Genomic DNA, 19068 nt, shown 5'->3' with positions numbered 1-19068 from the left:
ATGAGTGCTTCCCACACCGTCGCCATCGGCATTGACATCGGCGGCACCCATACCAAGCTGGGGCTGGTAGACAGCGCGGGGAACATCTCGGCCTTCCGGCGCATCCCGACCGAGGCGCAGGGAACCGACCCGCTGCCTTTCGTCACCCGCCTGCTGGCACAGATCGATGAGCTGCTGGCCGCGGCGAAAGGGCCGGTAGCTGGCCTCGGCGTCTCCATGCACGGCGAGCTGGACGACGACCGCCGTGGCCCGATCATCGCCGGCAACACCCCCGCCCTGCGCAACTTCGACATGCGCGGTACGCTGGAGCGCCACTACCGGCTGCCCGTCGACGTGTACAACGACCTCACCGCCCACTCCCTTGGGGAGTACTACTTCGGCACTGGCCGGGGAGTGGAGCGCTTCATGTGCCTGGCCATCGGCACCGGCCTGGGGGCCGGGGTTATCGTCAAAGGCAAGCCCCTGATCATCGACGGCGGCAATTCCGGCAACACTGGCCTGATCATCCTCGACCCGCAGGGGCCGGTCGATCACAACGGCATCCGTGGCTCGGCGGAAGGTCTGTGCGGCGTACGGGGAATCGAACGGCTGGCCCGCGAACGATATGGCCGTGACGTGCCCGCCTACAATGTCATCGCCGCGGCGCGGGAAGGCAATGACCCCATCGCCAGCGGGATCATCCGGCAGATCGGCGCGTACCTGGGGCAGACGCTAGCCTCGCTCAGCGTGATCTTCTACCCCCACCGCATCGCCCTGACCGGCGGGACCGCCGCCGCCGGGCCGGTGCTGCTGGCCGCCTGCCAGGAGAGCTTTGAGGCGCTGGTCGGCCCGTTCTTCCGGGATATTGCCGCCAATACACGCGGGCACTTCCGGGAAGTGGAGATCGTGCTTGGCGAGCAGGGCAACGAGACCGGTCTGCTGGGTGCGGTCATTGCCCTGCTGGGCCTCAGCGCCCCCTGACCTCCCGGCCTCCTCTGGCCACCTGCCTCTTGCGAGGATCGGTCGCCATTTTCGGGGGGTGAAGTGCAGCACCGTCAGATTGTCCGCCTGTTGTCCAGCTTCACCCCGTCGCAAAGCCCGGAATTCCGGGCAACACCTGGACAAATGAGGCTATTAGTCTGCGAGGATCCCCCCCGTTTTTCAGCAGAATCCGATCCTCGCAAAAATAGAAAGGTATGCTATAATGCTAACTGTCAGCGCCAAAAGCCGACCGCGTAGAAGGGCCGTAGAAGCCCCGCAACGTGTCCTGCAGGTCATTTTTGACCTGTGGGCGGCCAGCGGCGCGGCGGGACGTACGTCCTTCAATTGCCCTTCGGGGCACTGAAACCTACCTGATTACAGACGATGGGCGACACTTCCCGCTGACGTACGTCCTTCAATTGCCCTTCGGGGCACTGAAACCCGGGCGACTGGTGCCTGGTGCTATGCGGTGAGCATGGACGTACGTCCTTCAATTGCCCTTCGGGGCACTGAAACGGCACAACAGGGCACGTTACTGGTCGCTCCGAGAGCAGACGTACGTCCTTCAATTGCCCTTCGGGGCACTGAAACCGGCACAAGTTTTGTCCGGGCATTGCGCTCAGCACTGACGTACGTCCTTCAATTGCCCTTCGGGGCACTGAAACTCCACATCTCCGCTGAGAACGACGTCCCCTTTTCAGAGACGTACGTCCTTCAATTGCCCTTCGGGGCACTGAAACGTCACGAAATCAAGGCTGGAGTGCTGGAAGCACTCCGAGACGTACGTCCTTCAATTGCCCTTCGGGGCACTGAAACTGAAGGGGAAAAGGATGACAAGGATAATAAAATGCACGACGTACGTCCTTCAATTGCCCTTCGGGGCACTGAAACGCCTTTGCATCCGGCTGGTGGCTATCGATCGTGAAGGACGTACGTCCTTCAATTGCCCTTCGGGGCACTGAAACGTGAGCGCGTCCAGGGCTTCCTGGCCGTAAAGGGCGGGACGTACGTCCTTCAATTGCCCTTCGGGGCACTGAAACCTGAAACCCACCACTCCCCGGCGAAGATCTCGGCCTGAGACGTACGTCCTTCAATTGCCCTTCGGGGCACTGAAACCAGGGCGGCGGCTTCTGCCCTGCGCAGACCGGCCAGGACGTACGTCCTTCAATTGCCCTTCGGGGCACTGAAACTATTTTCGAGGCCGCGCCAAGACGCGGTCGCTTTTTTGGACGTACGTCCTTCAATTGCCCTTCGGGGCACTGAAACTACTTGCAAATTCCCAGTTTCCTAATTCATCACTACAGACGTACGTCCTTCAATTGCCCTTCGGGGCACTGAAACCTTATTAGCATTCCGGTCGCCCGGATAATACAGCCGACGTACGTCCTTCAATTGCCCTTCGGGGCACTGAAACTCGAACTGGCCGGGAGAGCGGCGCGATGTGTGGCTAGACGTACGTCCTTCAATTGCCCTTCGGGGCACTGAAACTAGGTCAACTGCCACCCTCTAGTTCTACCGGACATAAGAGACGTACGTCCTTCAATTGCCCTTCGGGGCACTGAAACCGCTGCAGGGCGCTTTCAGCCTCAGCCCGGTTCTTGACGTACGTCCTTCAATTGCCCTTCGGGGCACTGAAACAGGAACATCATGGTGCACAGTACGATGATGATGCGGACGTACGTCCTTCAATTGCCCTTCGGGGCACTGAAACCGGGGGCCGGGAATAACCTGATACTCCAAGCCCAGAGACGTACGTCCTTCAATTGCCCTTCGGGGCACTGAAACTGGCCACAGGAGCGCGTATCGTTCGGGCGGGAGCGGACGTACGTCCTTCAATTGCCCTTCGGGGCACTGAAACGGCCAATAGCGCCTGCAAAGACTTGTCGTACCCCCGACGTACGTCCTTCAATTGCCCTTCGGGGCACTGAAACCACGATCTGCGCGGTACACTGGCGACCGAGTTACTCAGGACGTACGTCCTTCAATTGCCCTTCGGGGCACTGAAACCCGAAGGAGCAGTACAATGGCTGTAGATTCGCTTATGACGTACGTCCTTCAATTGCCCTTCGGGGCACTGAAACTCAAATTGTTCCGGATGCCCCGTACTCAGACCATTGAGACGTACGTCCTTCAATTGCCCTTCGGGGCACTGAAACTGTCCCAACCCTCTTTAGCCAGGCGGCTGATCAGCCCGACGTACGTCCTTCAATTGCCCTTCGGGGCACTGAAACCCCCATAGAGCGCCATCAGCATCTTGCCGTAGCTCGTGACGTACGTCCTTCAATTGCCCTTCGGGGCACTGAAACCTCAGAAACACCGTAGCCAGCTCCTCGCCCTGCCGTTGACGTACGTCCTTCAATTGCCCTTCGGGGCACTGAAACCCTACGGCAACTGCGCTCCCGCCCAGTGCCGCCACGACGTACGTCCTTCAATTGCCCTTCGGGGCACTGAAACTTTTCAGGTATTTCACCAGTCCGCCCCGCGCTGGTGGACGTACGTCCTTCAATTGCCCTTCGGGGCACTGAAACACCGCCGCCACAAAACCGGCCTGATCGTAGATACCGGACGTACGTCCTTCAATTGCCCTTCGGGGCACTGAAACGCCTGAAACACTACATCAGCCAGCTGTTGCTTGACATTGACGTACGTCCTTCAATTGCCCTTCGGGGCACTGAAACCGCTGTAGCTGTAAGGCAGGGGGGTGAAAGATGGCAGGACGTACGTCCTTCAATTGCCCTTCGGGGCACTGAAACCCGGTGGCGCTCACCAGCGAGCTACCTGAGATGGTGAGACGTACGTCCTTCAATTGCCCTTCGGGGCACTGAAACCCAGCCGCCAGTCCGACCGCGCCGAGCCTGACCCAAAAGACGTACGTCCTTCAATTGCCCTTCGGGGCACTGAAACTCCAGAGACGTTGAACGATACGGCATGATCTCCATGACGTACGTCCTTCAATTGCCCTTCGGGGCACTGAAACCACAGCAGAAAGCTGACAGACATTTCTTTCTCTCCTGCGACGTACGTCCTTCAATTGCCCTTCGGGGCACTGAAACCTTGCCAAATGTTCAACTTCCTCAAACTCTGCGCGGACGTACGTCCTTCAATTGCCCTTCGGGGCACTGAAACTAGCCCATTATCTCTTTGACTATCTGGTCGGCTAGATAGACGTACGTCCTTCAATTGCCCTTCGGGGCACTGAAACTGAAGGGGTGAGTGCGTTTCCCGCCGCTCGGCGCAGCGGGACGTACGTCCTTCAATTGCCCTTCGGGGCACTGATGTCGTCCCCCCCCCGGAATTGAGTACACCTACTCATGCCTCTCCCCAAAGCCAGTGCTAAGCTGAGGGTACTTCTCCGCTGCCGCAGCGATTGCGATCATCCTGTTCCCGCACCTGCATCTTGGGGCGGCTATCGGCGGCGGTATCGCTATTCCGGTGTTCGTTTACAGTGTTTGGCGGGCAGTGTGGGATACCTACCTCGAACGGCACTCCTGATCACACAGGCGCCTCCACCCTTTCCTGGCGTTCACCCCCGCCTGGTGAAGCCCCGGATCATCGCCGTGACGCGGCCCCAGCCCGGGGCATTGAGCGGCGACTGGCGCGCGGCTCAGCCGGTCGGCGAACCAGTCAAAAATTGCACGGTCGACGGAAGGTGATAAACATGGATTCAGTTTTTAATCCTCTTACCATCATCATCTGGTTGCTGTTCGGGCTGATTGCCGGCTACATCAACCACAACAAGGGCAACCCTTTTGCGATGGGTTGTCTGCTCGGCGTCCTGCTCGGCCCCATCGGCCTGCTGATCGCCCTGATCTCGGGCAGGAATGAGGAGGAACTGGAAAGACGCGGGGTTGTCGTCGGCCAAACAAGACATTGCCCCTACTGCGCGGAACTGGTTAAGGCGGAAGCAAAGGTCTGTAAGCACTGCGGCAAGGATATTTCCAAGGGGTAGGGATGGCTGTCGTCAGGGTCGGCTGGCAAACTATCGCTCCGGGGTAAGGGTCCAGACCCTGCCGGAGCCGAAACCGAGGACACCCGGGACGCCGACCTGCCCGACCGGGATGGCGAGGAAGACCGGGCCACCGAGGATGTTGTACCCGAACCAGAACCCGTCTTTGCCGAAGAACCGGAACCCGTTTTCGCCCGGAAGCCGGAACCGCTGTGGACGGGAGTGCCGGTGCAACTGAGCCTGTTCTAAACAGGCTCCCTAAAAGGGGCAGGGATGACAGAGATTTCCGCCCCCCTGCCCCATTTTTCAGAACGGTTCTGACAGACTACACGGAGGTGAACGATGATAACCGATATACGCAACCTTGAGCTTTACTGCGTCGATCTGCCCCTCTTCCTGGCCTTTTTTGCCTTCTTGGGTTGGGTTGTCTACAGGTATACGGGTCTGGGCAAACACATCCGCGACTGGCTGGAATACCGCTACTACCGTTCGCAGAAACCTTCATCGGACAGCCCCTCGCCGGAAGAACTGCCGGGATGGTATTACAATCCAGAGCCGCGCCCTACCCCCAAGCCCTTTGAATACCACCGCCCCAACTTCAGCGACAGTAGCGACGATCAGCGCCGGTACAGCAGCACTGACAACGGCTATCTGAAGCACGTTTACACCGAATACCTGCTGAACGAACTGACAGAACACGGTTTCTTTGGCGACGGCGATGATGATAACCTTCTGCCGCCCCTCTAACCGCCATCATAACCAGGAAGGAGCAATGCTACGACGTGCGGTCCTTCAATTGCCCTTCGGGGCACTGATGTCGCCCCCCCCCCGCCTGGTGAAGCCCCGGATCATCGCCGTGACGCGGACCCAGCCCGGGGCATCGAGCGGCGACTGGCGCGCGGCTCAGCCGGTCTGCGAACCAACCATCATTATCTGGCTGCTGTTCGGGCTGATTGTCCATCGGCCTGCTGATCGCCCTGATCTCGGGCAGGAATGAGGAGGAACTGGAAAGAGGGTGACCATCGGTATCAGCGGCTCGTCAACACACGAAAGGGACTGGCGGATAGTTTCTCCCGCCCTGCACTATCTGGCCGAGAAATATCCTTACGTTCGCTTTGAAGTTTCCGGTTTCCTGCCGGATTACCTGAGCGATCTGCCACTCATCTTCGTCAAGGACGATCCGGAGGAGTGGATCAGGGCGCTGGAAGACCTGGTTCGCAAGCGCAAACGGTTGCGTTTTTACGGGGCGGTAGCCGAAAAGGTGGCCAGAGAGCATTATTCGCTGGAAGCGCAGTGGAAATCCTGGGCGCGGGCTTACGAGGGATTTCTGGCTGACTACGCGAAAGGAGGGAATACCATGGAGAAGAATATTGTGAGGGAGCGGCTTCTGGAGTGGTCTAACAGCGGTGACGGGTGGCTCAGACTTCTGGTGAGGGGCCTTATCAGCGAAGAAGGCGAAAGCCGGTTTGGGGCGGTTATTGATTATGCCAATGCCACGTTCCTCACTTTCGTCACTCCGGTCTGTGCGATAGCGTTCATATTGACGTTTTTCTACCCTGAGACGCGGGATTTCTCTCGCGCGCTCATCATCGATGTCATCTACCTGTGGATCATTGCCATTGACGTGAGCTTCATAAGGTATCTCTTCTGGCTCCGGGGATGGATAAAGAATCACAAGGGAAGCAGGAAAATTTGACACTGCACAAGGACAGGCGTTATAAGACGTGCGTCCTTCTGCAACATACCTTGCCCCCACCCCTTCCATGTACCCTGCCAGGACGACCTCCGCCACTGATCGCCACAACGATCCGGCACATTATGAGTACGCCCACTCATGAATGCACGGGTCGTTCCTGGTATGCTGAGGCTACTTTGCCCACAGCAAGGCGAGGAGCGCCGGTGGAGCCTGCGCTTACTCGTCGGGGCACCAGTCCATGACAGAATCGTGGCTGGAGTGAAGGAAGGGACAGGTTCAGCATGAACGCTTCTTTCAGTCGGCCCGCGCATCGGTCATGGCTGCACTGTAACGGAACTGCCACTGAAGGAGGCAAGTATGGAATCAGGCATCGACGGGGGAGCAATAGTCGTCTGGCTGCTGTTCGGGCTGATTGCCGGCTACATCAACCAGAGCAAGGGCAACCCTTTTGCGACGGGTTGTCTGCTCGGCGTCCTGCTCGGCCCCATCGGCCTGCTGATCGCCCTGATCTCGGGCAGGAATGAGGAGGAACTGGAAAGACGCGGGGTTGTCGTCGGTCAAACAAGACATTGCCCCTACTGCGCGGAACTGGTTAAGGCGGAAGCGAAGGTCTGTAAGCACTGCGGCAGGGATATTTCCAAGGGGTAGGGATGGCTGTCGTCAGGGTCGGTTGGCAAACCATCGCTCCGGGGTAAGGCTCCAGACCCTGCCGCTGGCTCCAACAGGTGTGTGGGGGGGGCAGCAACCGCCCCCCCACCCTGAAAAACATACTTCGGGGTTTCGCATCGGTATAAGGGTGCTGATGCTGGGCACCATCATCTTCAGCGTCTGGCCGGGCAATAAAATCTGGCCGATCTGGAAGCGCTTCATCTGGGATGACAATCGGGGCGATCCGCGCCAGGCATGGGTACCCTGGGACATCTGCTGATTGCGAGAAATCCTCGACGACATGAATCATGACGATCATGATTGGCCAGATGAGTACAACTACTCATGCGCCCGCCAGCAGCCTGTGCTATGCTGGAAACACTTCGCCGATCAGGAGGTAGGGAACCCATGCCCGATCTGTTCGTCGCCACGCTTGGCCAGCGCCCGGAGGCGATCACCGTCGCGCTGGATTTGCTCAAGGACCGCTACCACTTCGCCAGGGTGGTCATCCTGCACACTGAACCGCATCTATCCGGCATTGCCGAGGCACGGGAACGACTGGCGGCTGTCTTCACCGCCGATTACCCCGCTCTGGCTGTGGACTGGCACGAAATCCATGGCGCGGATGGCGGCCCGCTACTGGACATCACCAGCCAGGACACGGCCAACGCCTACTTTCAGGATGTGCTGATCACCCTGCGCAACTATCGGGCCGAGGGGTATACCATCCATCTGCTGGTTGCTGGCGGGCGTAAGGCGATGAGCGTCTACGCCACACTGGCTGCGGCGCTGATCTTTGGCCCCCGCGATCGGGTGTGGACGGTGCTCTCGCCGGAGGAGATGCTGCGCTCTGGCGGGTTCCACATCCCGCCGGGGCTACGTGATCAGGTGACGCTGGTCGACCTGCCGGTGCTGCCGCCGCGCCTGAATGCGGCGGAGATCGCTGTGCTGGACAGGCCGCTGGAACTGATCGCTCGCCGTCGTGATCCTCGCCAGGTGCTGCTGAGCCGCCTGACCCCCAGCGAACGGCAACTGGCCGAGTTGTTCGAGCTACATCCGTACGCCAGCGATGGCCAGCTGGCCCAGATACTGGGCAAAGATCGGCGCACGGTGGAGAATCAGATGCGTGCTATCTACCAGAAGATGTTCGATCTCTGCGAGGAAGCAGAGACGGCAACTCGCAAGCGCCAGGTCCTGCTGGACATCCTGACCGGGCGGGTGTGAGAAAACGACTGGTCAGCATCTGGAGGGTACGAAATGCCTTACTGCATCATTTCAACAGTTGGTCAAACCGTTATCACCAACTCGGATACGCAGGCCCGCGACTTCTTGCGAGAGTTTGGGCGGCAACGGGATGTTGACCTGAAGGCAATTGCCGGTAATAAGCTCAATTTCCCGGGTGAGCAGTGGTACAGCATTGTGATGGCCAGCCTCCGCGCCAAAGCGAATGACGTAGCTTTGCTCAGAAGGGCCAGTGCGGAGCTAAATCACCTTGTCCCCACACTCCAGGATCAGCCACCGAATCGAAACGATTGTCTCCACTTCCTTGCTTCTGAAACTCCCGACGGCGTGTTAGCTGCTCGCATCCTGGCTGATTTTTGCAAGGAATACTTTCAACGAGAAACGCAAGTCGAGATTATTGAAGGTTTGCAGGTTGAAAATGGTGACAGGTTCCGCCGTAAGGGTCTCAATAACCTGATTAGCAAAGTCTTCAGCATTCTTCGTAGAGCACCCGCGGGAACCTATCAACGGATCATCAACCCCACCGGTGGCTTCAAAGGCGTCGTGCCGTATCTTACACTTATCGGGATGCTTGAGAATGTAGAACTCAGCTATATCTATGAGTCCTCGTCTGAAATGATCCGGCTTGCTCCTGTGCCCCTCCGCCTTGATTTCGAACAGATGGAAGCAGCATATGAGGCGCTCGTGAAGTGTAGCAATCCCGAGACACCCCTCACCGAAGCTGAGCTCCGAAAAGCACTGGGCAACGAAGACCAACCCGTTGCGACTCATCCGCTGTGGTCACTCTTTGACTTTATTGATGACAACGGCGAGACCTACTACGAACCCAGTGGTCTAGGGCACATCGTTATCGAGCATTTTCGTGACAAACAAAAATCCAAGCTCTATCTGTCGAAACAAGCCCAGGATGCTATTCGCGCTCTTGATAGCACTCAAAGAGATATATGGCGGAAACTTCTCAACCGCATGCGTGATCCGGAGTGGCGTAGCTTGCAGGAACATGCAACGCTCGGCGGCAAGGTGAAGATCGCAAAACCAGCCAGCGATGAGCGTATCTTCTACTTTGAGGAAGATGACGGCTCCATCCTTATTGCCGAAATTGCACGTCACAGTGATGACTCCTACGAACGTTTAGCATCGAGGGGATTGCGTCGTGCAGACTACGGCCCTGTAATGATCTGGGAAGGTGATCTAAGCTAACCCATGAACCTCCTCAACCTCTCACACCCTCTAACGGCGCGACAGATCGAACAAATCGAGGCGCTGGTCGGGCAACCGGCCAGCGCCATCATCGAGGCGCGTGTCCAGTTCGATCTCGAAGAGTCCTTCGTCGCCCAGGTTATCAGGCTCCTGGACGATCTCAATATCGCTCCGGAGCGCTGGCAGGGCGAGCCATGGATGCTTATCCTGCCCTCGCTTAACTATATCGCGGCGATCCTGCTAGCGGAATTGCACGGGCGCATGGGTCACTTTCCGGCCATTGTGCGCCTGCGGCCCGTGCCGAACGCCCTGGTAACCGAGTATGAGGTTGCCGAAATCGTCAACCTGGAACAGGTCCGCCAGGCGGCGCGCGCCCGCCGGTGATCATCAGCCGTCCACGTGCAGACGCCCGGGGCGGATCGCTCCGGGCGTCTTTTTGCGCGGCGCTTCCGTTGGCCGTCGGATATCCCTGGCAACAAGCCAGTCCTTATAGTTCCCGATTCAGGGTTATATCCCGGCCATGCCAGTGAAGGTGATCCCCTTGAGAATCTGGCGCTGGAAGAAGGCATAGAAGATGAGCACCGGCACACTGGCAATCACCGCTCCGGCCTGCACCAGTGACTGCTCACGGGTGTAATAAGCACTGGAAAGCACAGTCAACCCGACCGGTAGCGTGCGCATTTCCAGCCGGTTCAACACAATCAGCGGCCAGAACAGGTCATTCCAGCTCCCCAAGAAGACAAAGATCGCCAGGGCAGTCAGAGCCGAGGAAGACATCGGCAGGATGATACGCCAGTAGATGCCAAAGCGGGTAGCACCATCAAGAATGGCGGCTTCTTCCAGTTCGCGCGGGATGCCCAGGAAGAACTGGCGCAGCATGAATACCGCGAAAACATTAGCCATCGCCGGCCAGATCAGGGCATGGTAGGTATCCAGCCACTTCAAATCACGCATCAACAGGAAGATGGGGATCAGCGTTACCTGCGCCGGGATCACCAACGCGGAGAGCAGGATGAAGAAGATGACATCGCGCCCCGGAAAACGCAACCGGGCAAAGGAATAGGCGGCCAGGCTGGTGATGAATAGAGTCAGGATCGTGGTGATCGTACTAACAAAGAGGCTGTTCATGAACCAGTGGCCGATAGCAAGGTCCTGCCGTGTGAAGAGAGTCTGGTAATTTTCCAGCGTTGGATTCTGGGGGATGAATTGTGGCGGCCAGTCCCAGACCTCGCTGTTGGGCGTCAACGACTGCGAGATCATCCACATGATCGGGAAGAACACGACAAACGCGATGAACAGCAGCACAATCTGAACCAGCGTCTTCTTTAGCAGCTGGATTCTTTTGTAGTGAATATCACTGTAAGTAGCAGCCATGGCCGTTCTCCTGCTATTCTTCTTCCCGCCGACCAAAGAAGCGGAACTGAATCAGGGTCAGGATAATCATGATGATCCCCAGTGCTACCGCCATCGCAGCGCCATAGCCCATGCGATAGAAACGCCAGGCGGTGTAGTACAGGTGCATGATCACGGTGTATGAGCTGCGCCCAGGGCCACCGCCGGTGATGATGAAGGACTGGCCGAACACCTGCAAATGTGCGATGAACTGGGTCACCGTCACAAACAGAATCGTCGGGCGGAGCAACGGCAACGTCACAAAACGGAAACGCTGCCAGGCGTTAGCGCCATCGATCTTGGCCGCTTCATAGAGATGCTCCGGGATGGCCTGCAGCCCGGCCATAAACACCAGCATGGGGAAGCCAAAGCCCCACCAGATGGTCACCAGACTCAGCGACGGAATCACGATGTTCGGATCCGCCGTCCAGGGCACCGGCGCAATTCCAAACTTGGATAAGAAATAGTTCAATACCCCAAATTGATTATTCAAAATCCAGTTCCAGATCACGCAGACGCTGGAAACCGATAGCAATACCGGCGCGTAGAACACAACCCGGTAAAGCGTCTGGAACCGGATCGGCTGGATCACCACCAGCGCCGCCGCCAGCGAGATGACGGTATTGCCGATAACCGTCAGGACGGCAAACAGACTCGTATTCCTGAGCGAGAGCCACCACAGGTCATCGTTCATCAGCTCCCGGAAGTTGTTGAGACCAATATAGGGATGTTCCGGCATCAGGATTTCCCATTGCCGGAAGCTCATCAGGATCGCCTGGATGGCCGGCCAGACACGAAAGACTACAAAGAAAACCACAAACGGCAGAATGAACAGTAAACCCGTGACGGCTTCTTGCCTGCGCAACGTGAACTGAAACCGCCCGATCCGACCCTGTAGCGTTGGACCTGTGGCCACCTTCTGCATGACAGAATCCTCCTTAACCTGTTGGCGCCGCCAGCGTAATTCGATTGTAACTTTTGCAGGGTTTCGGGCAAAAGTGGAGGAGCCTGCCAGGCAAGCTCCTCCACAGGATTCACGCCTGATTGGCTAGCCGCCGCGGTCCAGGATGGCCTGGATACGGTTATTGGCGTCGTCGAGCGCCTGATCGATCGTCTTCAGGTTGTTCAGCGCAGCATCGATCTCCGGCTCGAAGGCCGCCACCAGTTCGGTGCTATAGGGGCTGGCCAGCTCAGGAACACCGTATTCCTCGAAAGCACGGCCAATGGCGATGTTGGAGGGGAAGACTTCCGGATCAAGCTCCGCACGCTGGGACAGACGACCAGGCACCTGGCCGGAGGTCGCCCAGTAGAGGCCTTGCTCTGACAGGTAGATCGCCAGCTTGCGCGCCCACTCCAGCTTCTCGCCGGTCAGGCTGGCTGGCCAGTACAGCACATGCGAGCTAACCCAGGTCGCCGGGCGGACATCGCCCCACTGTGGCAGGCCATGGGCCGTCCAGTTGAGATCCGGGTTGTCCAGGGTCACAAAGTTGCGGAACCACGTCCCCTCAGGGATCATGGCCAGTTTATTCGCAGCAAAGGTCTGCCAGGAGTCAAAACCAGCAGGCGCGGGCGCCACATGGTGGACATAGATCAGGTCATATAGGAACTGCAACGCCTTGTGGCCCGCTTCACTGTTAATGGTGGCTGTCTTGCCGTCTTCGCTGACAATATCACCGCCAAACTGCCAGAGCGTCGAGAGGAATGTCGGCTTAAGCCAGCTAATGCAGGCGCCCCACTGCACGACATTTTCGGGGTCAAAGCCTTCCTCGTTGGGGTGCTTGCCGTTGGCGTCCAGCGTCAGCAAAGTGGCATACCGGATGTATTCCTCGGCATTGGCCGGGCGTACAGAGGGATCCAGGCCGGCAGCCTCAAACAGGTCATTGTTGACCCACAGGCCCCAGCCATGGTTGTCGATCACGACACCATAGCGCACGCCGTTATACACTGTGGCGCTGAAGATTGGCTCGGCGAAGTCAGCAGCGGGCAGCGGGCCACCAGCATAGTCAAACATGTCATCCGTCGCGCCCAGCACACCCAGACGGGCAAACTGCGGAATCTCCTGATGGTGCAGCAGGAACAGCTCTGGCGGATCGCCGGCCACCAGGGAGGTCAGCAGTTTGTCAAAGTAGGTGGCCCAGACCATGCTTTCTACGCGGATGGAAACTTCCGGATTCTCCTCCGCGAACTTGGCGACCATTTCGTTCATCGTGACGCCGTCGCTACCGGTCAGGCCGTTCCAGTAACGGAGCTGGATGGCGCCGGTACCGGCCTCAGCAACGATGGGGGTCGGGGTAGGATTTTCCTGAGCCAAGGCGGGGGCCGACATGAAGATCATCATGGCGACCATCAGGAGCAGCACGCTTACCGCCGCAAACGTCAGGGGAACAGAACTTCTCCTCATCTCTTCTACCTCCAGCTTTCTTTCTATGGGATCACTGACCTGAGCAAAAACAATCATCCAGCTGAACCGCCAGTTTTCACCTCCTTTCATTTCCCGTGTTGGTCGCGTAGGTGAACTGTATCAGGATATCCTGCGGGTAATTGCCAAACTTCCTGCCAAACAGGTTCATACCACCAACATTCAGCGCATCGTTCTTGATGCCCAACCGCATGGAAACGAAACTGTTCTGCCCAAGATTCAGGTGCTTGAGCGTCACATCGGAAACCTGGATGCCATCTACATACGTCCCATGGTCGGTGACTTTCCACACCTTCAGAATGCCATACTGCGTGCTCCAGTCCTCCCACCAGGCCGGAGTCAAATTGCCCCGCAATCCGCCAAAATCACCGGGACTGGTCCACGTGCCGATCTCCACACCATTAATCCACATGGTGATATCAGAAGGCCAGTTGTCGTTATACAGCGGCGCCTCTGAACACAGCTCCAGACTGATCTGCAGGAACTCAAGCACTGCGCCTTTCGGCGGTCGATTGGGAAAGCGATACTCCACGTAGCCCTGTTTGAACCAGAGCAACTGAGCATAGATGTGGTCCGGATCATAGAAGCTGGACGGATCATCGAACTGACCGATCACGCCGGATTCGCTGGCCAGGCCGCACGGGTGCTGTACCTGACAATCGCTATAGGCGCCAATAGGCATCTCAAGTTCGATCGTGTCCTGCGTGTGCTCTCTGGCCTTGGGCAGGGTCACCACAAGTTGATCACAAATGCGGTAACATACCTTCTGCACCCCCCGGCTGACCGGGGTCAATTCGGTCTGGATCAAGCCAGCCCGTTCCAGCACATTAATGTGCATCGCAACAGTTGAGGTAGGCATATCCAGCGCCTCAGCGATCTCGTTGACACTGCGGTTACAATTGGCCAGAAGACGCAGGATCTGCAGCCGGGGTTCGGAACCTAAAGCCTTGAAGAGCAAAGCGCCACTGGTAGCATCCTGATCCAGTTGTACAACATGCACACTGCCGATGGACTTGAGGTGTTTCCTGGCGGTCACGGTGTTCTTTCCGTGCTATCCCTGCTTACACGAAACGCTTCTACACCAGTGCTTACCACTGAAACAATTAATCCTGCTTCATTTTGAGGAAGTTCGACAAAGTAGTGGTAAAATAGCCGGCAATTGCTACAACTGAAACAGGAAAACATATTTTACAACTTCAAAGTATGGCCAATCCGTGAATTTGTCAAGCGCTTCGCAACGGGTTGGGTTGCTTCATTCAATATTGGGCAAATTGGCAAAATTACTGTTAACAGCCCGGATCCTGCTTGTTAGGCATCCTACACAATACCCCCCCATCGCTTAACCTGCCGCCCTGCGCTGGCGGCTAGAAGGAGCTTGAGCATGATGAAACGCCTCGCCACTGTCCTCACCTGTCTGACCGCCCTGGCGGGACTTTCCGCCCTGATGCCTGCTCAGGCCCAGGGTGACGGATTGACCTCCCGCTGGGCACGGGATGTTTCCCCGGACAACGTTCACCCCGAATACCCCCGGCCGCAACTCGTGCGGGAAGCCTGGCTGAACCTGAACGGCCTGTGGGATTATGCTCTGACTGCCCGTATCGCCGAACCGCCGCAGGAATTCCGCGGTCAGATTCTGGTGCCTTTCCCCGTGGAATCGGCGCTATCTGGCGTTGGGATGACATTGAGCGTCAACGACCGGCTGTGGTATCGGCGCACCTTCGATGTGCCCGCCACCTGGGCCGGGCAGCGTGTCCTGCTACACTTTGGCGCGGTGGACTGGGAGACGGTAGTCTGGGTCAATGGCGTTGAGGTCGGTACACACCAGGGCGGCTACGACTCGTTCACGTTTGATATCACCGATGCCCTCAGGCCAGAAGGCCCCCAGGAGATTCTGGTTGCCGTCTGGGACCCCACCGACATCGGCCTGCAACCGCGTGGCAAGCAGGTCGCCCGCCCTCAGGGCATCTGGTACACGCCCACCACCGGCATCTGGCAAACGGTCTGGCTGGAACCCGTTCCGGCTATGTACATTGCCAGCCTGAAGATGACGCCCGATATTGACCAGGGTGTGCTGGCCTTACAGACAACGCTTTCCGGCGCCACCGGGACACTGGCGATCGAAGCCATCGCCCGCGACGGAGATGCCGTTGTTGCTGAGGCTAAGGGCACGGCAGACAACACCCTTGAACTGACCATCCCTAATCCCCGACTCTGGTCGCCGGAATCGCCGCACCTCTACGATCTGGAAGTCACCCTACTGGAAAATGGGCAGGTTGTGGATCGGGTCACCAGCTATTTCGGCATGCGCAAGATCGCGCTGGGCACGGACGATAGGGGTGTAGTACGCCTGTACCTGAATAACGCGCCTCTGTTCCACTTTGGCCTGCTGGATCAGGGCTTCTGGCCGGACGGCCTCTATACCGCCCCCACCGATGAAGCCCTGCGCTATGACATCGAGATCACCCGCCAGCTTGGCTTCAACACCATCCGCAAGCATGTCAAGGTTGAGCCTGAACGCTGGTACTACTGGGCGGATAAGCTGGGTGTGCTGGTCTGGCAGGATATGCCCAGCGGCGACGCCTTCGTCCTGCCCAACAACGGTGAGATCACCCGTCTGCCAGTTTCTGCCCAGCAGTTCGAAGCGGAACTCGCCCGGCTGGTGGAGACGCACTACAACCACCCGTCGATCGTCATGTGGGTGCTGTTCAACGAGGGCTGGGGACAGTACGACACCGTGCGCCTGACCGAATGGCTTGAGAACGCTGATCCGACCCGGCTGGTCAACAGCGCCAGTGGCTGGAACGACTTCGGCGTCGGCGATGTCTATGACATTCACAGCTATCCCGGGCCGGATATGCCGCCCCTTTCCGCCGATCGGGCCGCAGTACTGGGCGAATTCGGCGGCCTGGGGTTGCCCGTCGCGGGGCATCTCTGGCAGGAATATGGCGCCTGGGGATACCGTGCCTTTGAGAATAGCGCGGCTCTGCAGGAAGCCTACAGCAGCCTGCTGACCCGCCTGGCCGAGCTTCAGGAGCGCGGCCTGGCGGCGGCCATCTACACCCAGACTACCGACGTGGAAATCGAGGTCAATGGCATCATGACCTATGACCGCGCGGTGATCAAAATGGACGCGGACTGGCTGAGGGAAGTCAATCAGCGTATCATCCCACCGGTAGCAGACGCGCCCTGATCAACGCCATCCAGGCATCGGCAAGGCTCCCGGATCGTTCGCCTCAGGTGATGCGCGCCGGGAGCCTTCCCGACCACCAGAACCTGTAAGCGTTTCGCCCCCTGTGACTGCTGCCCCGGAGAACCAGGAATATCGTGGATGAACCCTATGCCCCGGTTTCCCACACTCAGTATGTCCCACCGGCTGGCCCGCCTGGAACCACCCGCAGGCCGGGTGCGGGCCGTGCTGGATACCGATACTTTCAACGAGATCGATGACCAGTTTGCTCTGGTTTATGCCCTGCTCTCCCCGGAGCGGATCGCCCTCGAGGCGATCTACGCCGCGCCATTCCACAACGACCGGTCAACTGGCCCCACTGACGGCATGGAAAAGAGCTACCGGGAGATCCTCCGTCTGCTGAGCAAACTGGGCAGATCTGCTGAGGGTTTTGTTTACAAGGGATCACCGGGCTTCCTTGATAGCTCGCTGACACCGTTTCCCAGCGCAGCAGCTCTGGACCTTATAGCGCGGGCACAGCGGAGCGCGCCCGACGACCCGCTGTTTGTCATAGCCATCGGCGCGATCACCAATGTCGCCTCGGCGCTCCTGATCGCCCCGGAGATCATCGACCGGATCGTGGTGGTGTGGCTGGGCGGGCACGCCTTGCACTGGCCACACACCCGCGAGTTCAATCTCGCTCAGGATGTCCATGCCGCCCGCCTGGTCTTCAATAGCGGCGTGCCGCTGGTGCAACTCCCCTGCCTGGGGGTGACTTCCCACCTGCTGACAACTGTCGCCGAGATCGAGCAATATGTCCGCGGCCAGGGAGCCATCGGCGAATACCTGGCGGATATCTTCGCTGCGTACGAAAGCGATCATTTCGGCTGGTCAAAAGTCCTGTGGGATATCGCCGCAGTGGCCTATCTGGTCAACCCCACATGGCTGGAATCGCACCTGGTTCCCAGCCCGCTGCCAACCGATCAACAGACATGGTCACACGATCCGACGCGGCACTTCATCCGCTACGTTAGCTACATCCACCGCGATCCGATCTACCGCGATCTGTTCACCAGACTGCGCCGCGCGGCCAGCAGAACGTGATCGGGGGCTAGCGCTGCGCTGCAACATCATCCGGCCAGGCTCGCAGAAGCTTAGGGTGCAAACGCCTGGTGCCTGGTCGGGTCAAGCTCCATGCCTGCCGCTGTCAGTTCCCCGCGCAGGCGCACGATGTCCACCGCCCGGATGTCGTCCGCAGCGTCCTCCAGCGCCAGGGCTACCGCTGTCCCTGCCGCCTGCCCCATAGCGCAGCAGGTCGGCGTCATCCGGAAGCTGCTCTGGGCCACCTGATCGCCACTGGCACATTTGCCCGCCATCAACAGGTTGGCGAATCCCCTGGCGACCAGGCAACGCAACGGGATCGCGTACGGCTCGACGCGCTGCCGTCGTCCGGCGTCGCCCGCCTGAGTCAGGCTGTGGAAATCGATCTGGCAGGTGGCCACCGCCACGCCATCAGCCTGATCGCAAGGCCCTGCGCCGGTAATATCGGCCTCAGTGAGCACATAATCGCCGACAATCCGCCGCCCTTCGCGGATGCCGATCCTGGCCCCAGACGCGCAGAGCATGTACGTGGGGTAGTGAAAACGCTGCAGATAGTGCACGGTCCGGATGAGCTGGCGACGCGCTTCACGCTCGGCGGCACTCAGGTCAAAAGGATCGGTAGGATCGTAAGCCATCACCTTGGTCATGTTGCAATACACCCGCCCATCCGGCAGCCGGTGGTACGTTCGCAGACCAGGCAGATCCTCGACCCGGTCAATGGGGGGCAAACCGGGCGGCAGGTAAGGCATCACCGGCTGGCCGGTATCATGGAGCAGGCAGGTCAGGCTCATATGCAGCGTATGCCCCCTGGCCGGGTCGCCCAGCATGAACTGCGCCCCGGCCAGGGCGGCCAGATCGCCCTCGCCAGTCGCATCGATGAAATAGCGCGCCGTGACCTCAATCGCCCGGCTGCACGACACCAGCCGGACACGGTGTACCCGCCCATCCCCGGCCATGGCGTCAATCACACTGGCGTGAAACAGCACCTCGACGCCAGCCTCCTCAACCATCAGTTGCCAGATGATCTTGAGATATTCCGGGTTATAAAAGCGTCCAAAGCGTGCCCCAAAAGCGTCCAGTTCGCGGATCACCCTGGCAAAGATATCCCCCAGCCCATCCAGGGAGGCAAACCACTCGTTAACCCCGCCAGTGGTAGAGACACCCCCCAGACTGTTACTTTCCTCCACCAGCAGGACGCGATGCCCGCGCCGTGCAGCGGCGACGGCAGCGGCGCAGCCGGCCGTCCCCCCGCCCGCCACGACAACGTCAACGTCCATAGTGCGATCGAAGAACACCAT

Annotated in this window: 16 protein-coding genes and 1 CRISPR repeat array; of the genes, 11 read left to right on the top strand and 5 right to left on the bottom strand. The window is 58.8% G+C overall.

Annotation, left to right across the window (positions count from 1 at the left end):
• The 9 genes from HPY64_08190 to HPY64_08150 all read left to right on the top strand — a co-directional run bounded on the left by HPY64_08190 (window position 1) and on the right by HPY64_08150 (window position 10076).
• Complete coding sequence (locus tag HPY64_08190; GenBank protein NPV67109.1) at window positions 1-960, top strand: ROK family protein; 960 nt, start codon at window positions 1-3, stop codon at window positions 958-960.
• 329 nt (window positions 961-1289) lie between these two features.
• A CRISPR array of direct repeats spans window positions 1290-4239; the repeat unit is 38 nt; unit sequence GACGTACGTCCTTCAATTGCCCTTCGGGGCACTGAAAC.
• Window positions 4240-4618: 379 nt separating this feature from the next.
• On the top strand, window positions 4619-4909 hold the full coding sequence (locus HPY64_08185) for a zinc ribbon domain-containing protein (protein ID NPV67108.1): 291 nt from the start codon (window positions 4619-4621) through the stop codon (window positions 4907-4909).
• Between the two features lie 339 nt (window positions 4910-5248).
• Window positions 5249-5653 carry a hypothetical protein gene (locus HPY64_08180; GenBank protein ID NPV67107.1) on the top strand — a complete coding sequence of 135 codons (405 nt, stop codon included), beginning with the start codon at window positions 5249-5251 and terminating at the stop codon, window positions 5651-5653.
• Between the two features lie 25 nt (window positions 5654-5678).
• Window positions 5679-5903, top strand: coding sequence for a hypothetical protein (locus tag HPY64_08175; GenBank protein ID NPV67106.1), 225 nt, complete (start codon window positions 5679-5681; stop codon window positions 5901-5903).
• Window positions 5904-5921: 18 nt separating this feature from the next.
• On the top strand, window positions 5922-6602 hold the full coding sequence (locus tag HPY64_08170) for a hypothetical protein (protein NPV67105.1): 681 nt from the start codon (window positions 5922-5924) through the stop codon (window positions 6600-6602).
• A 357-nt stretch (window positions 6603-6959) separates the two neighbouring features.
• Window positions 6960-7250, top strand: a complete 291-nt coding sequence (locus HPY64_08165) for a zinc ribbon domain-containing protein (GenBank protein ID NPV67104.1) — start codon at window positions 6960-6962, stop codon at window positions 7248-7250.
• A 408-nt stretch (window positions 7251-7658) separates the two neighbouring features.
• Window positions 7659-8474 (top strand): hypothetical protein, encoded by an 816-nt coding sequence (locus HPY64_08160; protein ID NPV67103.1) that lies wholly within the window; start codon window positions 7659-7661, stop codon window positions 8472-8474.
• A gap of 33 nt (window positions 8475-8507) precedes the next feature.
• Window positions 8508-9692, top strand: coding sequence for a putative CRISPR-associated protein (locus tag HPY64_08155; GenBank protein NPV67102.1), 1185 nt, complete (start codon window positions 8508-8510; stop codon window positions 9690-9692).
• Window positions 9693-9695: 3 nt separating this feature from the next.
• Window positions 9696-10076: a hypothetical protein gene (locus HPY64_08150; protein NPV67101.1), complete on the top strand. Its 381-nt coding sequence runs from the start codon at window positions 9696-9698 to the stop codon at window positions 10074-10076.
• A gap of 123 nt (window positions 10077-10199) precedes the next feature.
• Here the strand turns inward: HPY64_08150 and HPY64_08145 are convergent, their stop codons facing one another.
• From HPY64_08145 to HPY64_08130, 4 genes are all read right to left on the bottom strand, one after another.
• On the bottom strand, window positions 10200-11066 hold the full coding sequence (locus HPY64_08145; GenBank protein NPV67100.1) for a carbohydrate ABC transporter permease: 867 nt from the start codon (window positions 11064-11066) through the stop codon (window positions 10200-10202).
• A gap of 13 nt (window positions 11067-11079) precedes the next feature.
• Window positions 11080-12009, bottom strand: coding sequence for a sugar ABC transporter permease (locus HPY64_08140; GenBank protein ID NPV67099.1), 930 nt, complete (start codon window positions 12007-12009; stop codon window positions 11080-11082).
• Between the two features lie 123 nt (window positions 12010-12132).
• Window positions 12133-13485 (bottom strand): extracellular solute-binding protein, encoded by a 1353-nt coding sequence (locus HPY64_08135; GenBank protein ID NPV67098.1) that lies wholly within the window; start codon window positions 13483-13485, stop codon window positions 12133-12135.
• Between the two features lie 76 nt (window positions 13486-13561).
• On the bottom strand, window positions 13562-14503 hold the full coding sequence (locus HPY64_08130; protein NPV67097.1) for an ArsR family transcriptional regulator: 942 nt from the start codon (window positions 14501-14503) through the stop codon (window positions 13562-13564).
• Window positions 14504-14887: 384 nt separating this feature from the next.
• Between HPY64_08130 and HPY64_08125 the strand changes: the two genes are divergently transcribed.
• Complete coding sequence (locus HPY64_08125; protein NPV67096.1) at window positions 14888-16693, top strand: beta-galactosidase; 1806 nt, start codon at window positions 14888-14890, stop codon at window positions 16691-16693.
• 147 nt (window positions 16694-16840) lie between these two features.
• Window positions 16841-17773: a nucleoside hydrolase gene (locus HPY64_08120; protein NPV67095.1), complete on the top strand. Its 933-nt coding sequence runs from the start codon at window positions 16841-16843 to the stop codon at window positions 17771-17773.
• Between the two features lie 50 nt (window positions 17774-17823).
• On the opposite strand, the gene HPY64_08115 is transcribed toward HPY64_08120, so the two are convergent.
• The gene (locus tag HPY64_08115) at window positions 17824-19068 is read right to left on the bottom strand and encodes an FAD-dependent oxidoreductase (GenBank protein ID NPV67094.1); all 1245 of its coding nucleotides are present in this window, start codon (window positions 19066-19068) and stop codon (window positions 17824-17826) included.

The sequence above is a fragment of the Anaerolineae bacterium genome (assembly GCA_013178165.1).
Lineage (GTDB): Bacteria > Chloroflexota > Anaerolineae > Aggregatilineales > Ch27 > Ch27.
Note: the sequence above shows the minus strand (reverse complement) of the source record. Positions and strands in the feature narration are given on the sequence as shown.